Annotated in this window: 15 protein-coding genes; 8 read left to right on the top strand and 7 right to left on the bottom strand. The window is 39.3% G+C overall.

Annotated elements, in window-relative coordinates; genetic code table 11:
- Window positions 1-49 precede the first annotated feature (49 nt).
- Together ACE1CI_RS08040 and ACE1CI_RS08035 are read left to right on the top strand one after the other, a co-directional pair.
- A complete protein-coding gene (locus tag ACE1CI_RS08040; protein WP_413267458.1) occupies window positions 50-313 on the top strand; it encodes a hypothetical protein in 264 nt (87 codons plus the stop codon).
- Window positions 314-618: 305 nt separating this feature from the next.
- Window positions 619-990, top strand: coding sequence for a hypothetical protein (locus ACE1CI_RS08035; protein ID WP_413267459.1), 372 nt, complete (start codon window positions 619-621; stop codon window positions 988-990).
- Window positions 991-1,137: 147 nt separating this feature from the next.
- Here ACE1CI_RS08035 and ACE1CI_RS08030 read toward each other — a convergent pair whose 3' ends face one another.
- Entirely contained in the window at window positions 1,138-1,797 is a 660-nt protein-coding gene (locus ACE1CI_RS08030) for a TetR/AcrR family transcriptional regulator (protein WP_413267460.1), read from the bottom strand.
- A 148-nt stretch (window positions 1,798-1,945) separates the two neighbouring features.
- Between ACE1CI_RS08030 and ACE1CI_RS08025 the strand changes: the two genes are divergently transcribed.
- The 5 genes from ACE1CI_RS08025 to ACE1CI_RS08005 all read left to right on the top strand — a co-directional run bounded on the left by ACE1CI_RS08025 (window position 1,946) and on the right by ACE1CI_RS08005 (window position 5,567).
- On the top strand, window positions 1,946-2,899 hold the full coding sequence (locus ACE1CI_RS08025; RefSeq protein WP_413267461.1) for a Rieske 2Fe-2S domain-containing protein: 954 nt from the start codon (window positions 1,946-1,948) through the stop codon (window positions 2,897-2,899).
- A gap of 110 nt (window positions 2,900-3,009) precedes the next feature.
- Window positions 3,010-3,579 carry an HD domain-containing protein gene (locus tag ACE1CI_RS08020; protein ID WP_413267462.1) on the top strand — a complete coding sequence of 190 codons (570 nt, stop codon included), beginning with the start codon at window positions 3,010-3,012 and terminating at the stop codon, window positions 3,577-3,579.
- Window positions 3,580-3,609: 30 nt separating this feature from the next.
- Window positions 3,610-4,725 carry an ABC transporter ATP-binding protein gene (locus tag ACE1CI_RS08015; protein WP_413267463.1) on the top strand — a complete coding sequence of 372 codons (1,116 nt, stop codon included), beginning with the start codon at window positions 3,610-3,612 and terminating at the stop codon, window positions 4,723-4,725.
- 14 nt (window positions 4,726-4,739) lie between these two features.
- The gene (locus ACE1CI_RS08010; protein WP_413267464.1) at window positions 4,740-5,297 is read left to right on the top strand and encodes a Uma2 family endonuclease; all 558 of its coding nucleotides are present in this window, start codon (window positions 4,740-4,742) and stop codon (window positions 5,295-5,297) included.
- A 33-nt stretch (window positions 5,298-5,330) separates the two neighbouring features.
- Entirely contained in the window at window positions 5,331-5,567 is a 237-nt protein-coding gene (locus ACE1CI_RS08005) for a BrnA antitoxin family protein (protein WP_413267465.1), read from the top strand.
- A gap of 207 nt (window positions 5,568-5,774) precedes the next feature.
- Here ACE1CI_RS08005 and mtnA read toward each other — a convergent pair whose 3' ends face one another.
- On the bottom strand, window positions 5,775-6,836 hold the full coding sequence (gene mtnA / locus ACE1CI_RS08000) for an S-methyl-5-thioribose-1-phosphate isomerase (protein WP_413267466.1): 1,062 nt from the start codon (window positions 6,834-6,836) through the stop codon (window positions 5,775-5,777).
- A gap of 236 nt (window positions 6,837-7,072) precedes the next feature.
- Here mtnA and ACE1CI_RS07995 point away from each other — a divergent pair, with 236 nt between their 5' ends.
- Entirely contained in the window at window positions 7,073-10,717 is a 3,645-nt protein-coding gene (locus ACE1CI_RS07995; protein WP_413267467.1) for a PAS domain S-box protein, read from the top strand.
- A 128-nt stretch (window positions 10,718-10,845) separates the two neighbouring features.
- Here the strand turns inward: ACE1CI_RS07995 and ACE1CI_RS07990 are convergent, their stop codons facing one another.
- The 5 genes from ACE1CI_RS07990 to ACE1CI_RS07970 form a co-directional block, all read right to left on the bottom strand.
- Window positions 10,846-11,727 carry an XDD3 family exosortase-dependent surface protein gene (locus ACE1CI_RS07990; protein WP_413267468.1) on the bottom strand — a complete coding sequence of 294 codons (882 nt, stop codon included), beginning with the start codon at window positions 11,725-11,727 and terminating at the stop codon, window positions 10,846-10,848.
- A 107-nt stretch (window positions 11,728-11,834) separates the two neighbouring features.
- Window positions 11,835-11,969, bottom strand: a complete 135-nt coding sequence (locus ACE1CI_RS07985; RefSeq protein ID WP_496615318.1) for a hypothetical protein — start codon at window positions 11,967-11,969, stop codon at window positions 11,835-11,837.
- 171 nt (window positions 11,970-12,140) lie between these two features.
- A complete protein-coding gene (locus tag ACE1CI_RS07980) occupies window positions 12,141-12,752 on the bottom strand; it encodes a Uma2 family endonuclease (protein WP_413267469.1) in 612 nt (203 codons plus the stop codon).
- Window positions 12,753-12,812: 60 nt separating this feature from the next.
- Window positions 12,813-12,926: a type II toxin-antitoxin system HicB family antitoxin gene (locus ACE1CI_RS07975; RefSeq protein ID WP_413267470.1), complete on the bottom strand. Its 114-nt coding sequence runs from the start codon at window positions 12,924-12,926 to the stop codon at window positions 12,813-12,815.
- 59 nt (window positions 12,927-12,985) lie between these two features.
- Complete coding sequence (locus tag ACE1CI_RS07970; protein ID WP_413267471.1) at window positions 12,986-13,147, bottom strand: hypothetical protein; 162 nt, start codon at window positions 13,145-13,147, stop codon at window positions 12,986-12,988.
- Between the last annotated feature and the right edge of the window lie 56 nt (window positions 13,148-13,203).

The raw sequence follows: 13,203 nt of genomic DNA, 5'->3' as shown, positions 1-13,203 counted from the left end.
TTAGCGCTAAAGCGTAACTACGTAGCAAAGAGAAAATTGGGAGTTAGTTATGGAATTATCACCATTACTTTTGCAATGGCGAGATGAGGCTTTACAGGAAGGAATTCAGGAAGGAATTCAGCAAGGAGTTCAGCAAGGAGTAAGGATGGGAAAGCGCACTATGATAGAAAATGCGTTGCGCGTGCGATTTGGTAATTTGGATGAGGAATTATCGGGAATTATTGAGCCTTTGTTGGAATTACCTCCAGAGGAAATTATGGTATTGGCGCTGCAATTATCCCGTGAGGAATTGTTAGCTAGGTTTGGTGGTTAATGGGTACGTAGTTGCGCTTTAGCGAAGACAGCGCAACTACTAAATTATGCTGTGTGCGTACAACGGTGGGAAAATGATAAAATTATGTTGAGTAAGGTTAGCCTATTTTTGGATATTTTCATCAATCAATAGTCGCAAATTTACCCAAAAGTGTAAATTGTGAGTAATAAGTAAAGTGTGCATTTTCAAAGGAATTGCCAGCTTCATTTTGATTTACTTCCTACGGGAGATTACGCCGCACCCAGAAGTAAGGAATATGAATTGTATAGAGTGAACCGTAACAAAAGTTAATTCAGGAGTTTTGCATGAGCAATTTAATTGCTAACACCGCTACTTACGTCAGTTCTTTGCTGAAAAAACTTCAAGTTAAGCAGTTTTTAGCTGTTGTTTTAGTAGGTTTTTTACTTCTCACAACCAACATTGATTCTGGGAGAAATAACAAAGGTTTACCTCAGCAAATTAATGAAATAGCACACGATCGCGATTCTGTAAGACCAAAAACCACAAGAGAGTGGGAAAAAGAAGGACGCGAAACCGAAAATTCTCCAGGGGAAAGACTGGGAAGAATTGGCAAAGAATCAGCAAAAGCTTTTGAAGAATTTGGTTCAGGTTACATAGAAGGCGCTAAACAAACCGCTAATCAAGCCAAAGAAGCAGGAAAAGAACTCATTCCCTAAGCGCCTGAGTATCATAATTTGAAACCAGGCAAAAAACAAAGGAAAAAAGATTTTTTCCTCCTTCACTAGTAGTGAAATCCTATTTCATAATTTCAGTCCAATCTAGTGGGCTGAAATATTTATGTATCTACTTTTTTTTTATTTAGGTTAACTTTTGACTCCTGCCAGGATAAAATTTATCGCTTCCTGAGTATACTTATCAATCATTTCAGCACTCAGCAATTGCAAATCAGGTGCTAGATGTTGCAAATTTTTGTGAGCATTAAAGTATAAAGTACAAACAGCGGCAATTTGAATACTCGTAAGAAAAGGATCAAGTTTACGGAAGCAACCCTCAGCAATTCCTTTTTCTAATACCTTAATAATATAAGCAAAATTTTCTTGCCAATTTCCCTGTTTAAAATACTTTCCTTCATTTTGATTTGCTTCTTGAAACCACAGCATTCCTCTTTGGGGATGGGTAGCTTCGTAATCAATAGCAGCACTAATTAAACTTTTTAAAGCTTCCTCTGCTGATAATTTATCTAAGTTTAATTCACCGAACATTTGGTGCATTTCTATTGCAGGGCGTTGCAAAACTTCTCGATATAAATTTTCTTTACTCTCAAAATAATAGTAAATCATCGCTTTGGTAACGCCACTGCGGGCGGCGATCGCTTCGGTTCGCGCCCCATTTAAACCATGTCTGGCGAACTCTTCTTCCGCTGCATCGAGAATTTGCGCTTTGGTTGCTTCTGCGTCTCGCACTTGGCGGGGTTTGGTAGTTTTGCGTTTTGCTTGAATTGGACTCACGGTTCTCTTTAACATTTACGAACCTTATCTTAACTAAAAATTTGGTCAGCAGTTGACAAATCTATTTTCACGAGTCATACTAACTAAAAAGTTAGTTAGTTGCTTCAGAGGGATGAGAGAAATCAAACTACCTCTGAGAAAGCTTTGTGCATAGGAGGAAAAAATGACATCTATTTTACCGGGCGCACCTTGGTTAATTGCCCATAAATCTATGCTGGGAATTAATCAACCAAAGAAGATTACTTTAAATGGGCAAGATTATGTAATTTGGCAAAATGAAAGAGGCGAAGTTTTTGCGATCGATAATATTTGCCCACATTTACAAGCACCTTTATCAGATGGTTGGGTTTGTCAAGAGAGAAATACGATCGTTTGTCCGTTTCATGCGATCGAATTTGATGGCAAAGGTAGACTTTACAAAGAGGGAAAACAAAACAATCACCCGCTAGTAAAAAGCTTAGATTTAATTGTTCAAGGTGATTACATCTGGACTTATAGTGGTTTTGAGCCAAAATTACCAATTCCCGATTTAATTCAGAGGATTGAGCAAGAATATGAGTTAATCGGTGTTTGTGGAGAAAAAAGTATTCAAGCAGATTTTTTGAGTACCCTAATGGTAAATTACGACTACAATCACCAAAATGGTACTCATAAAGAGATGTTCCAAATTACATCTTGTGATGTGAAAGGTTATGAAACAAATGGGTATTATGCAAAAGTCAAACAAGAAATAAAAAGAGCAGATAATAGTTGGCGCGAAATTATGCAAAATCCAGCTTTATTAATTATTCCGAAACTTCTTAACAATACACTGGAATACACTTTTCCTTCAACAACTGCGCTGTTTGCCACTGCGCCTGTTGGAAATATTGTCCAAACTCACATTCTTTATCCAGAAACTACAAACCGAACTAAAACTTTTGTCTTATTTTATGGCAAGCTGAAAAATCCTTTGGTTAAGCTTATATTTGGCAAATCTTTGCTGGCAACTGGGGCGAAGATTGTAGAACAGGATAGCAAAGCAGTAGAAAATTTGTACCCCAGAGAAAAGCCAAAACTTCGACTTCCTAACGAAGAAATTATGTTTGATGCGGAGAAGCTGTATCGCAATTGGTGAAGCAAAATGGTGCGTTACGCTCAAGCTTTTCTTAAATGCCGCAGGCTATACGCACCTTTCGAGATTTTTGTAGTAAACTGGTGTTAACTAAAATATAGTTAAAAATATCAATGTTTCTTACAGAACGTTTTACAGAAGCACTGGTTTTTGCTACTGAATTACACGCTACCCAAGTCAGAAAGGGAAGTGGTGTTCCCTACGTCACACATTTACTTGGTGTTACTAGTATTGCTTTGGATTATGGCGCAAATGAAGACGAAGCTATTGCGGCGCTTTTGCATGATGCGATCGAAGATCAAGGAGGTGCTAAAACTAGAGAAGAAATTCGGCGGCGTTTTGGTGATAATGTAACAGCTATTGTTGATGGTTGTACGGATTCGGAAATTATTCCTAAACCACCTTGGCGAGAAAGAAAGCAAGTTTTTATTGATAGTCTTGCTACTGCTTCGCCATCAGTTTTGTTAGTTTCGGCGGCGGATAAGTTGCATAATTCGCGATCGATCTTAAAAGATTACCGAGAATTAGGCGAATCTGTTTGGGAACGTTTTAAAGGCGGGAAGGAAGGCAGTATTTGGTATTATAAAAGTTTAGTGGCAGCTTATCGCCAAGTTTATTCTTCACCGTTGATTGACGAATTGGAACGAGTTGTCTCAGAATTAAATTATTTGGCGAATGGTTAGTGCATTTATAATAAATAACCAATAAAGATTATGGCAAAAGTAAAACTAACAGAAGTTACGCGCAAATTTAATAATGTCACTGCTATTGAGGATATTACCTTTGAAGTTCCTGATGGTGAATTTTGGGTGTTAGTAGGGCCTTCGGGTTGTGGTAAGTCTACAATATTAAGGACGATCGCAGGTTTAGAATCTATTACTAGTGGTGGTGTTTATATTGGCGAGGATTTAGTAAATCATGTCCCTGCACGTCAACGAGATGTGGCAATGGTATTTCAAAATTATGCTCTTTATCCTCATAAAACAGTCAGGGAAAATTTGGCTTTTGGTTTACAAATGCGGAAGATTGAAGCTAGAATAATTAAAGAAAGAGTGGAAAAGGTAGCACGATCGCTCGATATTTCCCATCTTTTAGATCGCCAACCAAAACAATTGTCGGGAGGACAGCAACAAAGAGTTGCTTTGGGAAGGGCGATCGCACGAGAACCAAAAGTATTTTTGTTAGATGAACCTTTGTCAAATTTAGATGCTCAATTGCGCGATGATACCAGGGCAGAATTAAAGCAATTGCATCAAAGAGTCGGAGTTACTACTATTTATGTGACTCACGATCAAGTCGAAGCAATGACTTTGGCTGATAAAATTATAGTTTTAAATCGGGGAAAAATTCAACAAATTGGGGAACCGCAGGAAATTTATGCTTATCCTGTTAATAGGATGGTGGCGACTTTTTTGGGTAATCCACCAATGAATATTTTACCAGCAATTTATGTGGGTGATGAGTTTAAAATTGGGGAACAAGTTTTAGTTTGTCCGGGATTTGTCCGGGATAAATTACACTTACGAGAAGGACAAGGTTTTGATTTGGGTATTCGTCCTGAATATATAGAAATAATTGAACCGCAGAGGCGCAGAGAACGCAGAGAGGAAATAGGAGGAGGAGAGTTATTTGTTGATGTGAAAGTTATTGAACCTTTGGGAAGAGAGACTTTAGTTCGTGTTAGTTTGGTTGGGTTAGATTTGCCAATGGATGTGTTGGCTTCTGGTAATTGGCGGGGGAGAGTGGGCGATCGCATTTCTGTACAATTTGATTTAAATCATCTGTTTATTTTTGACCCCGCTAGTGGGAATACTCTCTATCCTTTTTAAGGTAAAATACTGCTATGATTGCTACAGGTTTACGCTTGTTTTCCCAAGATGAATACCACCGCATGATTGCAGCAGGAATTCTCGATTCAGAGGAACGAGTAGAACTGCTAGAAGGACAAATTATCTCAATGGCTGCGAAAAATCCCCCCCATTCTGCTACTAACCTTTGCGCTGCTGAATATTTGAGAGGCTTACTTGCAGGACTTGCTTTAATTCGGATTCAAGATCCAATTAACCTCAATCCTTACTCAGAACCTGAACCAGATATCGCTGTGGTAAGAATTGAACCTAGATTTTATGCAGAAAATCATCCCACCCCAGCAGATACTTTTTTGTTAATAGAAATTTCTGATACAACTTTAGAACTCGATCGCAAACAAAAAGCAGCTGCTTACGCTAAAGCTGGGATTGCTGATTATTGGATTCTCGACGTTAACAAGCGCCAAGTTCGAGTGTTTCGAGAAATTGTGAATCAAACCTATCAAGAAGAAACTGTTCTCAATGAAGAAGCGACTCTTTTTCTATTAGCTTTTCCTGAAATTGAAGTTCAAATTGCTAGGCTCTTTCCCTAAAGATTCATGTTCGTTACCTAGATATTTAATGCAATGTCAGATGAAGAGATCGATCTTTCAGATATTCCAGAAGTTACGGAAGAACAGATGAAGCGGGCGGTGCTAAGAATTGGTGGAAAACCTGTTGAGCGTAGTCATCGGCGTGTCGATCTCTTGCTGGATGCTTTTATCGTTGAATACTTTGAAGCAAAGGCAGGGTATCGGGGGTATCAGGCACTAATTAATCAAGTATTAGCAGAGTATATTTATGCTCATGAGCTTAAAAATTAGTGGCGTTATTTTTGCCAAAAGAGTAGGAACACAGCATCAACCGATTTTAGATTTTGGATTTTAGATTTTAGATTGTAGATTTTCATTTTAATCCAAAATGTAAAATCTAAAATTGTTCGGTCATAATTAGTAAGTGAATTGAATGATGCTGTGTACTACTAAGGCAGTAAAGATCGATCGCAAAAATCAGAAAAACCGCACCTAATTTTAAACTGCTTGCTTCTCCTCAAATTGTTTCAATTCACTCGGAGAAACGGCACCAAATTCGGTAATAATTGCGGTTATTAAATGTGCTGGAGTCACATCAAAAGCGGGATTATAAAAATCTACACCTTCGGGAGTAATTACCGTTTTTCCGATTTGGTAAACTTCTGAAGAATCGCGTTCTTCAATGGGAATTTGACTGCCATCAACTAAGTTAAAATCAACTGTGGAAAGTGGCGCAGCGACAAAGAAGGGAATGTTATGAGCTTTGGCACAAATCGCTACACTGTAAGTTCCAATCTTATTCGCAGTATCCCCATTAGCAGCAATTCTATCGGCACCAACAACCACCGCATGAATTAACCCTTGCTTCATACAATGGGCTGCCATATTGTCAGTAATTAAAGTAATGGGAATTTGATCTTGTACGCATTCCCAAGCGGTTAATTTTGCACCTTGTAAACGGGGACGAGTTTCGTCAGCAAATAATCTGGCTAAACGTCCTTCTCGCCAAGCCGATCGCACTACACCCAAAGCAGTACCATAACCAGCAGTAGCTAAAGCGCCAGCATTACAATGAGTTAAAATCGTTAATTTTTCGGGGGTTTTTGGTAAAACTTCTAAACCAGAATCGCCTATAGATCGACAAGTTTGTAAGTCTTCTAAATTAATACTTTTTGCCGTTTCTAGTAATACCTCTTTCAGATATTCTACCGATCCCAAAGTGCGACGGGCAGTATTTATCATTCTTTGAATTGCCCAGAATAAATTTACCGCTGTTGGACGAGTGGCGCGTAATTTTTCGGCAACTTTTTCTAATTGGGTTAAAAATAATTCCCGGTTGTCGGTTTTAATTTCCCTTGCCCCTAAATACATTCCATAAGCAGCAGCAACTCCGATCGCAGGTGCACCCCTAACAATCATCGTTTTAATTGCTAATGCCATATCATCAGAGTTAGTAATTTCTACTAAAGTATACTCAGCAGGCAAGCGATTTTGATCTATTAGCAAAACATGGTCTTTTTGCCAAATTACCGGATAAACTTGAGACTCTGTAGATGTCATAATAGTTACTGGGAATGCTGGACTAGTTTGCGCCTAATTCTTACATATAATAAAGAAAGGCAAATTTTATTGTATAGCAACCGCAAGACATATTGAATTTTCTTAATTGGAAAAACAATTTCTTTTCTTGCCTTTTACCTAATGCACTCAGCTATAAAACTTGAACTAAAGAAAATTGTGGGGAATAATCGGAATAGTAAAGTTATTAATTATATCTCTTTCTTCATGTAACTTTTATGCCGATCGCTCCCCTGCAACGCCTCTCTCACCCAAAGTTAAACCTCCCCTTGCGATGGGTGTTAGTGGTTCCCTTTGTGTTGCAAACCGTAGGCGCAGTAAGCTTAGTGGGTTATTTATCCTTTCGCAGCGGGCAGCGGGTTGTGGAAAACCTAGCGCATCAGTTGAGCAAAGAAGTTGGAAATCGCACCACACTTTACTTAGAAAAAACCCTGGAAGTTCCCCATCTGGTTAACCAACTTAACGCCGATGCCATTAATTTAGGGATGATACCCGACTTCCAAACAGAAGATACAGAAACTTTAGAAAAATTTTTTGGGAAACAAATCTTGCGGTTTCCTTCAGTTAGTACCATAGCGATCGCCAACGAACGCGGAGGGATGATTGGTTCGGCGCAAAGAACCTCTTTCCCTTCACTTGGTATGATTGATTCTGGGCAAAAAAAACCAATTAGTCTTTATCGCACTCGACGCTTTACCAAAGGCGCATATTCTATTTCTGATACTGATGCCCAAGGTAACAAGATCCGCACCCAAATAATGACTCAGAATTATGATGCCAGAAGCAGACCTTGGTATCAAACTCCTAAACAAGCAGGCAAGGCAACATGGAGTCCGATCTATCAATTTATTACCCGCACAGAAACATTAGGAATTTCGGCTGGATTACCCTTTTATAACAGTTTCGGCAAATTTCAGGGAGTGCTAGCAACCGATATTACACTCGATCATTTTAATCAATTTCTCTCAACTCTGAATATTAGTCCATCAGGACAAGTTTTTATGATCGAGCGATCGGGATTACTAATTGCTAGTTCCACCGACTACCCCTTATTCACCTCCAAAGCCGGAAAATTGCAGCGCACTAAAGCCATAGAAAGCACAAATCCCATCATCCGAGAAACAACTCTACAATTAATCAAACGCTTCGGAAGTTTAAGCCAAATTAATAATACTGAACATTTTGATATTGAACAAAACAATGCAACACAATTTGTTCAAGTTATACCATTTCGCGATCGATTTGGACTCGATTGGTTAATCGTAATTGTAGTCCCAGAATCTGATTTTACTGCCGAAATTCAAGCAAATACCCATCGCACAGCACTACTTTGCGGTTTAGCCCTGATGGGTTCGATTTTACTGGGGTTGTGGACGGCGCGGAGAATTACTCAACCCATTCAGAAGCTCAACCTTTGTACCCAAGCATTTTCTGCCGGAAAACCCGTTTCGCCACTCTCTCCCACTGGCATTGAGGAAGTCGATGCCCTCAGAGTTGGGTTTAACCAGATGATGACTCAGCTTAACGCTTCTTTTCAGGCACTTCAAGAAAATCAGCAAACCTTGGAAACATTTTTGGATAGCGTTCCAGTTGGAGTGAGTGTTCATGCTCCCTCTGGACAAGTGATTTTTGTGAATAATAAAGGCAAAGAAATCTTAACGCCGGGAGTGACATCAGCTACCACCCAAAAGCTTTCCGAAGTTTATCAGCTTTATCTAGCAGGTACTAATGAGTATTACCCAACCGAAAAACTCCCGGCAATTCGAGGATTGCAAGGAGAATCGGTTTATATTGACGATATGGAAATTGCGGTGAACGGACGACGAGTGCCGATCGAAGTTAACACCATTCCGGTTTTTGATAAAAATGGTAACGTGCTCTATGCAATCAATGCTTTTCGAGACATTACCGAACGACGACAAAGCGAACAACTACGAGCCAACTATGAGCGAGAATTAGAACAACAGGTTGCGGAACAAACAAAGGCATTAAGAGAAAGCAAAGCTCAGTTGCAATTAATTACTGATTCGGTTTTTGGTTGTATTTCATATATAGATGCTTCCCAACGTTACCGTTTTGTGAATAAAACCTACGAAACTTGGTTTAATTGCCACAAAGAAGACATTTTAGGCAAAACTATTTTGGAAGTAATTGGTTTAGAAGCTTATCAAAAAGTACTTCCATACATCACCCAAGTTTTAGCGGGAGAAACAGTCACCTACGAAGCAGAGGTTCCTTATCAAGGTAATCACACTCGCGATGTTTCTGCGGTTTTAGTTCCAGATGTGGATGAACATCAAACTATTAACGGGTATTATGCACTGATTACAGATATTAGCGAACAGCAAGCGGCGCTACGCGAACGCAAAAGTACCGAAGCAGCCCTGCGCGAAAGTGAAGCTCGAATTCAGCAGTTAGCTACTAATGTACCCGGAATTATTTACACGATTGTTCATTCCCCAGATGGATCTACGCGGCTGGAATATATCAGTGCAGCTGTTGAAGAAATATTAGAAATTAAGCCTGAACAAGCTTTGGCAGATTTTTCTGTGATTGCTAATCTATGGCATCCAGAGGATGTGGAAGCGTATAATTCAGCTGTTCGCCAAAATCTTACTACCTTAGAACCGTTCTCTTATGAATGGCGAGTGATTACGCCATCAGGTAAATTGAAGTGGTTATTGGTGAGACGTTCTGTGTTGGAAAAGCGAGACAATGGCGACATTGTTGGGCATGGAATTGTGCAGGATATTAGCGATCGCAAACGTGCCGAAGCAGCTTTGCGCGAAAGCGAAGCCAGATTCCGGTTAGCATTTGATGATGCAGCAATTGGCATGGCATTAGTGGCGCTGGATGGACAATTTATGGAAGTTAATCAGGCACTTTGCGAGATTGTCGGTTACAGTGAAACAGAATTATTGCAAAGAACTTGTTGGGCGATTACTCACCCGGAAGATATCAACGCGATCGAGGAAAATGTGCAAAAATTGCTATCAGGCGAACAGCGTTCTTTTCAAATGAAAAAACGCTGCATTCATAAGCAAGGAAAGGTGATTTGGACAATTCAAAGTACATCTGCAATCCGAGATCAAAATGGTATTCCCTTGTATTGTGTTTCCCAAATTCAGGATATTAGCGATCGACAATTAGCGGAACGAGTCAAAGATGAATTTATTTCCGTAGTTAGTCACGAACTCCGCACCCCATTGACTTCCATTTGCGGCGCTTTAGGATTACTTCAATCGGGAAGATTTGACAATCAATCAGAGAAGTTTCAGCATTTTTTACAAATGGCAGTGAATAATAGCACTCGCTTGGTGCAGTTAGTCAATGATATTTTAGATTTGGAACGTCTAGAATCAGGCTCTGTTGAACTACTAATAGAAGAATGCGAAGCAAGTGAGTTGATGAAACAGGCAGTTGAGTCAGTGCAAACTCTTGCCAATCAAGCATCGATTACAATTAAAGTTGCGCCAATTTTAGTTAAATTATGGGCAAGTCCTGGTGCGATCGTGCAAGTAATCATTAATTTACTCAGTAACGCAATCAAATTTTCTCCCCCAGGCAGTACTATTTGGCTAAGAGCAGAGTTAGTAAATCACGAGGAAAAATCTGATGATTATCTCCGCTTCTCAGTAAAAGACGAAGGAAGAGGAATACCACCGGACAAGTTAGAAAGTATTTTTGAACGTTTTCAACAAGTTGATGCTTCTGATTCTCGTCAAAAAGGTGGAACAGGTTTAGGTTTAGCTATTTGTAAAACAATTGTCCAAAAGCACAAAGGGAAAATTTGGGTAGAGAGTGTGTTGGGTGAAGGGAGTACTTTTTACTTTACGATTGAGCGATCGGGGGAAGATTTATGATTATTGAAAAGCGGTAGAAAAGATTCTGATCTACCGCTGGTTTGATCGATCGTTTTTTAGAGAATTGAAACACAATTTCTCTATTCCGCTTATATCTGAAAACTGAATTCATCGACAGAGAAAATATATTATTTGCTCATATTCACACTTACCGAGCGGCGCTTACGTAGCATCGAACCAGCAGCAGTTAAACCTACCAAAGCTAAACCAACAATACCAGATGGTTCGGGTACTTGTGCTAAGTTGCCTGCCAGCGCCACACCATCATTACCGCACTCAACAAACACATTGGCGAGATAGCTACCGCTACCCAACAAAGAACGGCTAAACTGGAATCCGATTGTTTCAGTACCAGCTGCACTAAAGTTAGCAAAGTTAAGACCCGCAGCAGTCAGCTGAGAAGCAGTGAGCATTGTAATATCACCCACTTTTGTACCTGAACCGATTACATTCAGAATTGGTGTAGTTTGTCCGAAGTAGTTGTAAGCAGCTTGTGCTGTTGGCAAGTCTGTACCTTGAGTATTGGTTTTGCCCCAACCATAATCATAATATTGCTTCAAGCTGCTGTAGCCGTGATTCACTCCAGTAACGCTCATAGCACTAACATTACTGTAAACTCCAGTAGTGGCAGCATTAGAATCATTAGTACCAGCAAAACGAATGCCAAACAAACTGTTTGTATTGCTAGCAGTTTGGAAATTTTGTCCTGAAAAGTTGAAGAACAAGTCTCCCCAACCGATATTTCCGTCAGCAGCACCGCTCTGTGCAACTCCTGTCAAAGGCATACCACCAGTAAGTGCAACGAAAATGCTATCAGCCGTTTCCTTAACAGCCATGCCCTTAATTTCATAGCTTGACCCACCAGAACCATCATTGAAAGCATCGATACCATAGTTCCAGCCATTATATAGTTGTCCGGCAGTAGCTTGCTGACTAGTAGCAGAGATCAAACAAACACTAGCAGCGGCGGCTCCTAATAAAGTGCGAATTCTTGTACCTGTAAATTTCATTTGCTTCTCTCCTGATTGCTGAGGAACTCTCTTATTAATAACGTAATCAATCAGCCATGAAGATAAAAGTAGGAAAGCGGGTATTTTTTATAAATTAATAATGAAATTTATTGGCTGATTTGGCTACCAATTTCTGCAATTTCAACTAGAAAAATTACAGAGTTTTTACTGAGGTATAAATTTAATTTTAAGGATAATACAGTAATATTTATTTGCTCTAAGCATTTTCTCGTAGAAAACATAGAATTTTCCCGTATTTCCTTTGAGTGTTCCCTGAGTAAAAACTTATGATTTTTGATAAATACACTTAGCTCTCGTGCATAGAGGCTGGATTAGGCGATACTTGCTAACGCAGACGCTGCGCGATCGCACTTTTCCCACCCTAAGCAACTTGAGAAATAGTAACTAAAGGTTTACCATATAGTTGATAAATCTAAAATGAATCCTGGTAAAACTGGTTGACAATTAATAGTAGCAGGATTGTCTAAACATTCAATCTCGGAATTAGGACGATAAATGTAGACTTGACGGTTTTTGCGATCGATTAATAAACCGAGAGATATACCATTATCTATATATTCTTGCAATTTATCTTTAAGAGTTTGTAAGTTGTCACTAGGAGAACGTAACTCAACAATAAAATCTGGACAAACAGGGGCAAACTTTTGCTGTTGTTCAGGGGTGAGACTTTGCCATTTTTCCAGTTTTATCCAAGCTGCATCAGAAGACTTGATCGCGCCATTGGGAAGAGTGAAACCAGCGGAAGAATCAAAACCGATTCCGGTTCCATTTTGCCTTATCCAAATTCCTAACTGTACAATTAAATCAAAGTTGCGATTACCAGTTTCGGAACCTGTAGGAGGCATGATAGTAATTTCTCCTTTGGCGGTGCGTTCAATTTGATAGTTTCGGTTTTGCTGACAGAAATTAAAAAATTGTTCGTCTGTCATTTCGATCGCCGGAGACATTTGCAACACCAAAGGAGTAATTTCTGGCGGTAAAACTGTTTCTAGTATATTGCTCATAAATACAAAATACTTGGGAGATACTTCTGTAGTTTAGTTTAACTTGACTGGCGAAATCACCTAAACAACTTGAGAAATAACTAAAGGTTTAGGTTGAGGTAAAGGTTTACCATCTTGTTGATACTCTTCAACCAGTAATTCTAAAACTTCTTGAGCGTTAACAAACTTACTCACTTGCTGCTTCCTCTCGACGCTCTTGAATTAGCTCATCAAGTAATTTGCGATCGGGATGTTTATCTTTGAGAATACCTCGGAGTTTTGTAAATACGTGCTAACGCACACGCTACGCGATCGCACAAATCATTTAAATAGTTTTGCAACCAAGTTGCCAATTGACGAACATCATTTTCTAGAAGCTGTTTAATTGCTGCTTCAATTTCTAGTAAGTTGGGCATAAATAGAAAGATGTTTGGGAAACAGTTCTATAGTTTAGTTTAAATTGCGATCGCAC

It is taken from the genome of Floridaenema flaviceps BLCC-F50, assembly GCF_041929275.2.
Taxonomy (GTDB): Bacteria; Cyanobacteriota; Cyanobacteriia; order Cyanobacteriales; family Aerosakkonemataceae; genus Floridanema; species Floridanema flaviceps.
The sequence above is the reverse complement of the archived record's forward strand: the minus strand, read 5'-3'. Positions and strand labels throughout refer to the sequence as shown.

What these genes read in the sequence shown, in the direction of transcription:
- ACE1CI_RS07995 (WP_413267467.1), top strand. Translation starts at nt 7,073, where the DNA reads ATGCCGATCGCTCCCCTGCAACGCCTCTCTCACCCAAAGTTAAACCTC.
- ACE1CI_RS08015 (WP_413267463.1), top strand. Translation starts at nt 3,610, where the DNA reads ATGGCAAAAGTAAAACTAACAGAAGTTACGCGCAAATTTAATAATGTC.
- ACE1CI_RS08030 (WP_413267460.1), bottom strand. Translation starts at nt 1,797, where the DNA reads ATGTTAAAGAGAACCGTGAGTCCAATTCAAGCAAAACGCAAAACTACC.
- ACE1CI_RS07990 (WP_413267468.1), bottom strand. Translation starts at nt 11,727, where the DNA reads ATGAAATTTACAGGTACAAGAATTCGCACTTTATTAGGAGCCGCCGCT.
- ACE1CI_RS07980 (WP_413267469.1), bottom strand. Translation starts at nt 12,752, where the DNA reads ATGAGCAATATACTAGAAACAGTTTTACCGCCAGAAATTACTCCTTTG.
- ACE1CI_RS08035 (WP_413267459.1), top strand. Translation starts at nt 619, where the DNA reads ATGAGCAATTTAATTGCTAACACCGCTACTTACGTCAGTTCTTTGCTG.
- ACE1CI_RS08010 (WP_413267464.1), top strand. Translation starts at nt 4,740, where the DNA reads ATGATTGCTACAGGTTTACGCTTGTTTTCCCAAGATGAATACCACCGC.
- ACE1CI_RS08025 (WP_413267461.1), top strand. Translation starts at nt 1,946, where the DNA reads ATGACATCTATTTTACCGGGCGCACCTTGGTTAATTGCCCATAAATCT.
- ACE1CI_RS07970 (WP_413267471.1), bottom strand. Translation starts at nt 13,147, where the DNA reads ATGCCCAACTTACTAGAAATTGAAGCAGCAATTAAACAGCTTCTAGAA.
- ACE1CI_RS08005 (WP_413267465.1), top strand. Translation starts at nt 5,331, where the DNA reads ATGTCAGATGAAGAGATCGATCTTTCAGATATTCCAGAAGTTACGGAA.
- ACE1CI_RS08040 (WP_413267458.1), top strand. Translation starts at nt 50, where the DNA reads ATGGAATTATCACCATTACTTTTGCAATGGCGAGATGAGGCTTTACAG.
- ACE1CI_RS08020 (WP_413267462.1), top strand. Translation starts at nt 3,010, where the DNA reads ATGTTTCTTACAGAACGTTTTACAGAAGCACTGGTTTTTGCTACTGAA.
- ACE1CI_RS07985 (WP_496615318.1), bottom strand. Translation starts at nt 11,969, where the DNA reads ATGTTTTCTACGAGAAAATGCTTAGAGCAAATAAATATTACTGTATTA.
- mtnA (WP_413267466.1), bottom strand. Translation starts at nt 6,836, where the DNA reads ATGACATCTACAGAGTCTCAAGTTTATCCGGTAATTTGGCAAAAAGAC.